Origin of the sequence: Phaeobacter sp. JH20_37 (assembly GCF_048056015.1) — a bacterium.
In the GTDB taxonomy this organism is placed as follows: Bacteria; Pseudomonadota; Alphaproteobacteria; order Rhodobacterales; family Rhodobacteraceae; genus Phaeobacter; species Phaeobacter bryozoorum.
In genome coordinates this window covers 1-6,869 of record NZ_JAYMWW010000003.1, presented here as the reverse complement: position 1 = coordinate 6,869, position 6,869 = coordinate 1, and the positions used below count along the sequence as shown (strand labels likewise).

At 56.9% G+C, this 6,869-nt stretch carries 9 protein-coding genes; 4 read left to right on the top strand and 5 right to left on the bottom strand.

Annotation, left to right across the window (positions count from 1 at the left end; genetic code table 11):
* Window positions 1–1,504, bottom strand: a 1,504-nt coding sequence (locus VWZ87_RS01630; RefSeq protein ID WP_416536861.1) for a choice-of-anchor L domain-containing protein, incomplete at its 3' end; no start/stop codon positions are given.
* A gap of 123 nt (window positions 1,505–1,627) precedes the next feature.
* Window positions 1,628–2,872, bottom strand: a complete 1,245-nt coding sequence (gene mobQ, locus VWZ87_RS01625) for a MobQ family relaxase (protein ID WP_416536860.1) — start codon at window positions 2,870–2,872, stop codon at window positions 1,628–1,630.
* 155 nt (window positions 2,873–3,027) lie between these two features.
* Between mobQ and VWZ87_RS01620 the strand changes: the two genes are divergently transcribed.
* Window positions 3,028–3,288 carry a hypothetical protein gene (locus VWZ87_RS01620; RefSeq protein WP_416536859.1) on the top strand — a complete coding sequence of 87 codons (261 nt, stop codon included), beginning with the start codon at window positions 3,028–3,030 and terminating at the stop codon, window positions 3,286–3,288.
* Window positions 3,285–3,833: a hypothetical protein gene (locus tag VWZ87_RS01615; RefSeq protein ID WP_416536858.1), complete on the top strand. Its 549-nt coding sequence runs from the start codon at window positions 3,285–3,287 to the stop codon at window positions 3,831–3,833. Before VWZ87_RS01620 ends, VWZ87_RS01615 begins: the two co-directional genes overlap by 4 nt.
* A 24-nt stretch (window positions 3,834–3,857) precedes the next feature.
* On the opposite strand, the gene VWZ87_RS01610 is transcribed toward VWZ87_RS01615, so the two are convergent.
* Genes VWZ87_RS01610 through VWZ87_RS01600 form a run of 3 tightly spaced genes read right to left on the bottom strand, consistent with a single transcriptional unit; the run spans window position 3,858 to window position 4,701 of the window.
* Window positions 3,858–4,025, bottom strand: a complete 168-nt coding sequence (locus VWZ87_RS01610) for a hypothetical protein (protein WP_416536857.1) — start codon at window positions 4,023–4,025, stop codon at window positions 3,858–3,860.
* A complete protein-coding gene (locus VWZ87_RS01605) occupies window positions 4,022–4,447 on the bottom strand; it encodes a type II toxin-antitoxin system VapC family toxin (RefSeq protein ID WP_416536856.1) in 426 nt (141 codons plus the stop codon). Before VWZ87_RS01605 ends, VWZ87_RS01610 begins: the two co-directional genes overlap by 4 nt.
* The gene (locus VWZ87_RS01600; RefSeq protein ID WP_416536855.1) at window positions 4,447–4,701 is read right to left on the bottom strand and encodes a type II toxin-antitoxin system Phd/YefM family antitoxin; all 255 of its coding nucleotides are present in this window, start codon (window positions 4,699–4,701) and stop codon (window positions 4,447–4,449) included. Before VWZ87_RS01600 ends, VWZ87_RS01605 begins: the two co-directional genes overlap by 1 nt.
* A 362-nt stretch (window positions 4,702–5,063) precedes the next feature.
* Between VWZ87_RS01600 and VWZ87_RS01595 the strand changes: the two genes are divergently transcribed.
* Both VWZ87_RS01595 and VWZ87_RS01590 read left to right on the top strand, forming a co-directional pair.
* On the top strand, window positions 5,064–6,071 hold the full coding sequence (locus tag VWZ87_RS01595; RefSeq protein ID WP_416536854.1) for a replication initiator protein A: 1,008 nt from the start codon (window positions 5,064–5,066) through the stop codon (window positions 6,069–6,071).
* Between the two features lie 116 nt (window positions 6,072–6,187).
* A complete protein-coding gene (locus tag VWZ87_RS01590) occupies window positions 6,188–6,598 on the top strand; it encodes a hypothetical protein (RefSeq protein ID WP_416536853.1) in 411 nt (136 codons plus the stop codon).
* Window positions 6,599–6,869: the final 271 nt, after the last annotated feature.

Sequence of the window (6,869 nt, the reverse complement as noted above, 5' to 3'; positions counted from 1 at the left end):
CCACATCGCCGTTCAGAAAGGGAAAGATATCGATCAGCTCTTTATGGGCTTCTTGATCGAGCGCTTTTAAGGCCTGAGGCCCTGGGAAAAAGCTTTCGCTGCGAATGCCGTTAGAAAAGATCACTTGGTGCTGTTCGAACAGCAAATGGCAATAGGTCACACTCCGGCAACCTTTTTTTACCCTCACTACCCCACCACGCATCTCGGCGAGATGTTTTGCGCGGACCATGACCTCTTCGCCATCGTAGGACAGCAACAGACCGTGTTGCGGCGATACAACAAGTGTGCTGTGGTTGCCGAACGCCCCTGACCTGATCTCGATTGGTTTGACATGTGGCATATGCGCCAGCTCAGGTGCCCCGAGGCGGCGCATGCCGCTCCAGATCAGTGGCTGGGGGCCGTTGTCCGCAGTCACCACCAAATCCCCGGGGCGCAGGCGCTCTACTGGCACCTCACCCGAAGGCGTAAGGATCATGGTGCCCGTCGCGAAACAAACGACGCCTGGAGTCGTGTTGACGGTGACAAAGCCGACATCGGTGTTTCCGTCGTCGTCTGCCACCGTATAGGAAAAAATGTTTGCACCAGTATCTGTCTGTGAGCCAGTAAGGGTCAGCCCGGTTGGAGTAAGCTCGATCACCTCACCGGACGCCAGTGTCACAGTATCCCCTACGGCAACAGGTTGCCCGTTGATATGCGTGAGCGTCAGTGTGCCGCCACCTGTGGAGCTGTCATTGGCCAAAAGATCGTATGATGTTTCGCCGTTCGATGTGACGTTGATTTCGTCATCTTCGGCGACCAGTGCGGTCTGCACGCTGTCGCCTGCAATCAACAAATTACTGTCGTAAGCTCCATCACCCCCATCGGCAATGCCGATTTTTATGGTGTTGACCTCGCCCGGAATAACGGGTGCCTTCAGTGTCAGTGTGACGGTAAAACCGTCCATTTGGGTGTTATAGGTATCGTCATTATGCGAATTGTCGACGTAAAGATTGGCGTTGTCGACATCATTGATATTGTTGATGGTCAAGTCTCCCGATCCGATAGTCATTTTCGCCGGTTGGCCATTGACCCAGATGCCAACGGCGTCATTGAAACCTGAATCTACATATTCAAGATATTCCTCAGAGGAAAACACCACCTGCATTGTCAGCGTGCTGCCTTCGGGCACAAATTCAGCTTCCAGCACGGATGCGTCATAGGTTTGTTGGCCGGAAACTTCCGAAAGCTCCTTGTCGCCGGCAAGATGGTGTTGTGTCGTCGTCCCGGAGGAGACGTTGACGTCTTTGCCGCCGGATGTGACGTCGCTGGCGCGGCCGGTGGACAAGATAACGCCGCTGTCTGAGGGGGTAATCTCTGATGCGGTGGTGTCGCCACCAGAATAAATACCCGACGCGCTTTGAGCGCCAGTATAGCTTGCTGAAACGATTTTTATACCGTTCCCAAACATCGAATCCGCCATTTCCATCGCGGATGCATTCGTGTTTATGGCCAATTTTTCGGACAAGTGCTTCTCCTACGGAACCGATGGAGTAGCCTTCACACAAAATGCTGAAAAAAGGATTTCTGGCCGCAAAGCCTTCGCAGCATATACGCTAGATTTCCAAAAAAGACCCTTTGTTGAACGGTCTTACCGGTCGATACCATACCCCCGGTCGCGGTGGGCATCCCGCTCGATCTCCTGCTGTCGCTCCAACTCTTTCACCCGTTCCTGTTCTTGCGCGGCCTCCTGCGCGGTGTGCCGTTCCTCGGCCTCACGGCCCTCGCGTAACTCTGCTGCACGGGCGGCTAGATCGTCCGGATCGATCCCCGCCGCCGCCTCGCGCAGCCGTGCCGCGAACTCCTGCGACGTCTCCCGTTCACGCTCCGGCGTGGGGCTTTCCTGAACCTTCTCTTGGCCTCGATAGGCTTCCCAAGATGCCTTCAACCGCGTGGCAAAGTCGGGTTCTTCTTCTCGGCCATCACGACCCCCCGCAAGCGCCAGCTCGGATTGCCCTGATCCTAGACGGTCCATGACCCGATCAGCCGCACGGTCCAGCCAGTCGCGAACCTGTCCGGTCAGCTCCTGCACCACGTGCCTGACCTCGGCGGCACGGTCCTTGACCTCGTGCCAGACGCGCACGGCGGCAACCTCGATGCCGCGTTCCTTGAGCTGCCACGCGCCGGGAGAAAGCTGCGGCAGGGGCGGGCGGTCCAGCGACATGGCCCGCACGGTCTGCACCAGCTCCGCGCCCTCGTCGCCGCGCTCCCGCGCCGCGCTTGCCAGCTCAAGCGCCTCATCGCGCTGCGCCACGAGGGTCCGGTGATCCACGCGGTCCTCAATGCCGGCCCGCTCCAGGGCCGCGTTGCTGTCCCGCGCCCACGCCTCGCGCCAGCCCTCAAGAACCTCGACCTTGTTCCAGTCGCGGTTCTTGGTGGTGAAGCCTTCGGCGTCGATCTCGCGGGTGGTCAGCAGAATGTGGGCATGGTGGTTGCGCTCGTCGCCCTCGCGCCCCGGTGCGTGCAGGGCGATGTCAGCCACCATGCCACGGTCAACGAACTGCGTCTGTGCGTAGTCGCGGACCAGGGCGACACGCTGCGCATGGGTCAGCTCGTCGGGCAGGGCCACGCGGACCTCGCGGGCGACCTGGCTGTTCTTGCGGGTCTCGGATTCCTCGACCCGGTTCCACAGCTCGGATCGGTCACGGACCCAATCCGGCGCATGATCCGGCGCAAGGATTTCGGTGTAATCGACACCGCCCCGCGCCGCGTAATCGAAGACCAGCCCGGTGCGGCGGTCCTCGATCCGCTCAGCCACGCGGTAGGCGGAAGCCGCCGTGGAACTGCGGCCCTGAGAGCGAGAAATCATCGTTGCGCGTAAATGATAGATCGCCATATCAGAGCTTCACTTTGCTTAGGGGTTAAGGGGAAACGCCAGTCTCCCCTACCCACACAAACGCGCAGCGTTTGTATAAGTGGGCACTTCGTGTCTTGCTCTCTACAACAGTGGTAGCCTAAAAGCAACTTAGGACGGCGGAAAAGGAAACCAAAATGGCGCGGACAATAGATCAGCAGATCGCATCAACACAGGCAAAACTGGCCCGCCTTAAAACCCGCCAGAAAGCCAGCGAGACCCGGCGCAAAATCATCGTCGGGGCTATCGTGACCAATGCCGCTTTGAAAGACCCCAAGATTGCCCGCTGGATGGCCGCGACCCTGCGCAAGAACGCCACCCGTGAAGTCGATCAAAAAGAGCTGGTCGGTCTGCTGGAAGAACTGGACCAGATGGCGACGAAGGCGGATCAGGAATGAGTAAGGATCCGTTTCAGGAACTGGTTGATGAACTGACGGCCCTTCGTCGCAGCATCGAGCATATCGCCCGCACCAGCCTCGACAAGGACGAGGCCAAAACCCTGAACCAAGCCGTGGCACAAGCTGCCTTGAAGATGGCAAAAGCAACCAAGGACGCGCCGGGGGAAATTCAGGAGGCTCTGGCATCTGACCGCGACCAGATGGCTCGCAGCGCCACACAGGCCGCAACCAGGGCCGCTGAGAGCGCCATGGCCGGAATCCGGCATGACCTCGACAATGAGCGCGCAAAGCTCTCACAGGCCGCCGGAGAGGCCCGTAGAGAGGCATGGCGCTGGTTTGGCGGGTTCTGGGTGTGGTTGGCCTCCATGCTCGCCACAGGGGCCGTTATCGGGGCACTGGCGATGGCATGGATACAAGGGCGCGGCGATGCCCGTGAGTTCGGGCAGTTTCCAAGCATCTATTGCGGCACCGCAGGCGGACAGGTGGTCGAACAGGACAACGGGTCCAGTTACTGCGCGGTCTGGATCAACAGGCCGGATCAGTGAAAATCACTCCGGCCATTCTTCGGCTCAAACAATATCGTTCGCCGACGCGTCGATGATCTTTCGCACGGATGCCATTGCATCCTCATGGCTCACCGTCCGGCCAGCTTTAACATCCGCAAGCCCGCGCTGGATGCCCTCGATGGTGGCTCGCTCTGTTTTGAGAACGGTAGCTGTCGGGCTGCTGGGTGTCATGGCATCGGCTCCCACGGGTTGATGATCTGCACGCCTGTCGGCTCGAAGTCCGCAACATTGCGCGTAACGATTGGCATGGCGTGGGTGATCCCTGTCGCGGCGATCAGGGCGTCCCGGTCACTGCGGGGGTCTGGAACATGCAAAGTAGCACAGCAGAGCGCGACAGGCCCGTCCACGGACAGGATACGCCCCTCGAACACCGGAAGCACCCGATCAACCATCCAAGCCCTCAAGACGGCGCCCTGCGTGCTGTCACGCCTTTCCATCTGCCTGACGCCCATCTCAAGTTCCAAGAGTGTGATGGCTGACAAAAACAGCGCTGACGGGTCTTGATCCTCGGCCCACGCAACGACATTGGCATCCGCCTTCCCTGCCTTTGCCTTGCGCAGTTCGGACACCACATTCGTATCGAGGATGAACATCAGGACAAATCAGCGGGACGTGTAAGGCTGCCCAAGCGATCCGGTTCAAAAGCTACGTCTTCCGCTTCTGGATCGGCAAGCAAATCAAGAATACTTTCCTGGCGACCTGTAAGCCGCCTGTAGGCTTCAATGCTGAGCAAGACATGCGCGGGTTTGCCCCGGTCTGTGATAAACACAGGGCCTTCCTGCGCAGCCCGCTTTGCGCCACTGGCGTCTTGGTTGAACGTCCGGCTGTTGATCGTTGTTATTCCCATGGCTCACATCCTTCCAAGCCCCTTAATGTAGCAACATAACTACATTTGAGAAGGTAGTCAATATGGGTTCGCCATCACCATATTTGCGAAGGCCATGATTAGGCAGCCTTGAGCTTCCTGGAAAGAACAGATCAAGCAAACGCCTAGTGTTAATAGTGTTACCTACGGAGTATGTTACGGGCCTGAAAATCGCCTGTAACCTCATGGCTATGAAAGCGAAAACTATCCACAGGGTTCCGAAAGGTGCGAATCTCGGTTCCGAAAGGTGCGAATTTGGGTTCCGAAAGGTGCGAAGTGGCGGCGGTTCCCGATAGTGCGAATTTATGGTTCCTGATAGTGCGAACTGCTGTTATAGCTTGAGCATGGCCTTACTTCCCGATCGACACCCTCAAAAAGATTTCTTCATCCTCGACATCGCCGATGTCGTGCCGAAGGATGATACGGCGTCGATGGAACACCCGATGTTCTCACTGGCGACGAAGCCAGACATGCGCCACCTGCACTATGAAGCTGGGGATGTTCGCCTAGAGATTACACCGTCTTATAACGGCCTGCCGACCATCTTCGACAAGGACATTCTGATCTTCTGTATCAGCCAGCTGATGCACATGAAAAACCGCGACGAGAAGATCGGTAAGCGTGTCAGGTTCACGGGGCGAGAGCTTCTAGTCTCAACGAACAGGCCCACAAACAACCTTGGCTATCAACGCCTAGAGCAAGCCTTCAAACGCCTACGAGGGACAACCTTCAAAACGGACATTCGCACGGGAGACCGCATGGAAACCCGTGTTTTTGGTCTGATTGACGAAGGTGGATTTGTCATGCGTGAGGATGGTTCATGGCGACTGGATTATTGCGAGGTGGTCCTGTCGGACTGGCTCATGCGGGCTATCGAATCCGACCAGGTTGTCACGATCTCGAACGACTACTTCCGCCTGCGTCGTCCGCTGGAACGCCGTCTCTACGAGATCGCGCGGAAACACTGCGGCAACCAGCCAAAATGGCATATCGGCCTTGCCAATCTTCAACGAAAGACTGGCAGCAATGCTCCGCTCAAAAAGTTCCGGCTCAACCTTCGCCAGATCATCGCTGACGATCATACGCCCTTCTACCGGATCGAGCTGACAGAAGATGATCTTGTGATCTTCCGGCCTCGGAATACGAAGACACAGATCGCGCCCGCAATCACCCTGCCTGACTGGGCCGAAGAAAAGGCCCGCGCGTTGGCGCAGGAAAAGGGTCGGGACTACCATGCCCTTCGAGCTGATTGGCTGGCCTTCGCGCAGGCGGAAACCGCCAAGGGCAATCCGCCAAAAAGCGCGGGTGCCGCCTTCGTGGCCTACTGCGGAAAGCAGAACAGCTTAAGATAGCGGTGCCGCGCCATTTTGTCGGTGGTTTGTTTGGTTCAGGAATTGTGGCACACTGGTCACGATGACTGGTCATGACCAGTCAAGAAAACCAATAATGACCACGAGGAAAACCGAGCATGACCATGACACTAAATGAAGCGGCGAAGTCTTGTCGCAAGGCAAAGGGAACAGTCTTAAAAGCCATAAAAGAAGGGCGTTTAAGCGCGCCAAAAGATGCCCAAGGACGATACGAGATTGATCCGTCAGAGCTGCATAGAGTGTTTCCGCTGACTACCTCTGACCAGTCAGAAAAACCGACGCTTACCCCCACCAATGACCGCGAAAACCGCATTGAAATAGAGCGGTTACGGGCCGAGCTTAAAGCCGCGAATACTCTATCTGAAAACATGGCTGAAACTGTAGCCGACCTTCGAGAACGCCTTGATCGTGAGGGCGAAGAACGCCGCCAGTTGACCGCAATGCTAACCGATCAGCGAGCGGGGCAGGGGGCAAAGCGTGGTTTGTTTGGATTCCTGCGCTCCGTTTAGTTGGTGCGCCACAAACCTGCCAAAACCTTCATAATTTTGGCAGGTCTAACCCATTTATCCATCACAAGGACGACAAAAATCTCCTAACCTGAGGGGTTATAATATTCTTGAAATGTTGCCGTAAACCGGCATTTGAAGGTGCCCCCGTAGCGTGGCCATCTCTGCAACAGCGACAACTAGCGAAGCAAATGATTAACTTCCAAAGGTAAGCTTGAGCGGGGTAGAAATTGTCGTGCTGTATGTCCATAGCTTTGTAAGACAGTCTTTTTTT

What these genes read in the sequence shown, in the direction of transcription:
- VWZ87_RS01590 (WP_416536853.1), top strand. Translation starts at nt 6,188, where the DNA reads ATGACCATGACACTAAATGAAGCGGCGAAGTCTTGTCGCAAGGCAAAG.
- VWZ87_RS01605 (WP_416536856.1), bottom strand. Translation starts at nt 4,447, where the DNA reads ATGTTCATCCTCGATACGAATGTGGTGTCCGAACTGCGCAAGGCAAAG.
- mobQ (WP_416536860.1), bottom strand. Translation starts at nt 2,872, where the DNA reads ATGGCGATCTATCATTTACGCGCAACGATGATTTCTCGCTCTCAGGGC.
- VWZ87_RS01610 (WP_416536857.1), bottom strand. Translation starts at nt 4,025, where the DNA reads ATGACACCCAGCAGCCCGACAGCTACCGTTCTCAAAACAGAGCGAGCC.
- VWZ87_RS01615 (WP_416536858.1), top strand. Translation starts at nt 3,285, where the DNA reads ATGAGTAAGGATCCGTTTCAGGAACTGGTTGATGAACTGACGGCCCTT.
- VWZ87_RS01620 (WP_416536859.1), top strand. Translation starts at nt 3,028, where the DNA reads ATGGCGCGGACAATAGATCAGCAGATCGCATCAACACAGGCAAAACTG.
- VWZ87_RS01595 (WP_416536854.1), top strand. Translation starts at nt 5,064, where the DNA reads ATGGCCTTACTTCCCGATCGACACCCTCAAAAAGATTTCTTCATCCTC.
- VWZ87_RS01600 (WP_416536855.1), bottom strand. Translation starts at nt 4,701, where the DNA reads ATGGGAATAACAACGATCAACAGCCGGACGTTCAACCAAGACGCCAGT.